General features: G+C 72.5%; 1 protein-coding gene. It reads left to right on the top strand.

Annotated features, from left to right (window positions below; all coding sequences use genetic code 11):
- Nucleotides 1-749: CBS domain-containing protein (locus G3I78_RS46520; protein ID WP_164436608.1), on the top strand; the 749-nt coding region annotated here is incomplete at both ends.

The following is a 749-nucleotide window of genomic DNA, read 5'->3' as shown; positions in this document are numbered from 1 at the left end:
CTGCTCGCGCTCTCGGGCCTGCTCACGGGGATCGTCGCCGCGACCCGCTGGCTCACGCGCCTCGCGCCCGCCCCCGACTCGGCCGCGCACGAGCGCGAGCGCCAGGACATGGTGGACCGGGTGAACGAGTCCGACGTCATCGAGGAGGAGGAGCGCGAGCTCATCCGCTCCGTCTTCGAGCTGGGCAGCACGCTCACGCGTGAGGTCATGGTGCCGCGCACGGACATGGTCACGACCTCGCGGGACACGCCGCTGCGCAAGACGCTGTCCCTGTTCCTGCGCTCGGGCTTCTCCCGCATCCCCGTGACGGGGACGTCCGCGGACGATCTCGTGGGCGTCGCCTACTTCAAGGACGTCGTGCGCGTGCTGCAGGGCGGCCCGGGGACGGACGCCCGGCCGGTCGGCGACGTCGCGCGCGCCGCGATCTTCGTGCCCGAGTCCAAGCCCGTCGACGACCTCCTGCGCGAGATGCAGGCGTCGTCGTCGCACATCGCGATGGTCGTCGACGAGTACGGCGGGATCGCGGGCCTCGTGACGATCGAGGACGCGCTCGAGGAGATCGTCGGCGAGCTGACCGACGAGCACGACCGGCCCGAGCCCGAGGTCGAGGACCTCGGCGAGGGCGTGCTGCGCGTGCCCGCGCGCCTCGGCGTGGACGAGCTCGGCGAGCTCTTCGGGCTCGACCTGGACGACGACGACGTGGACACCGTCGGCGGCCTGCTCGCCAAGACCCTCGGCAAGGTCCCGCT

Origin of the sequence: Streptomyces sp. SID13726, assembly GCF_010548375.1 — a bacterium.
Classification (GTDB): Bacteria; Actinomycetota; Actinomycetes; order Streptomycetales; family Streptomycetaceae; genus Streptomyces.
Note: the sequence above shows the minus strand (reverse complement) of the source record. Positions and strands in the feature narration are given on the sequence as shown.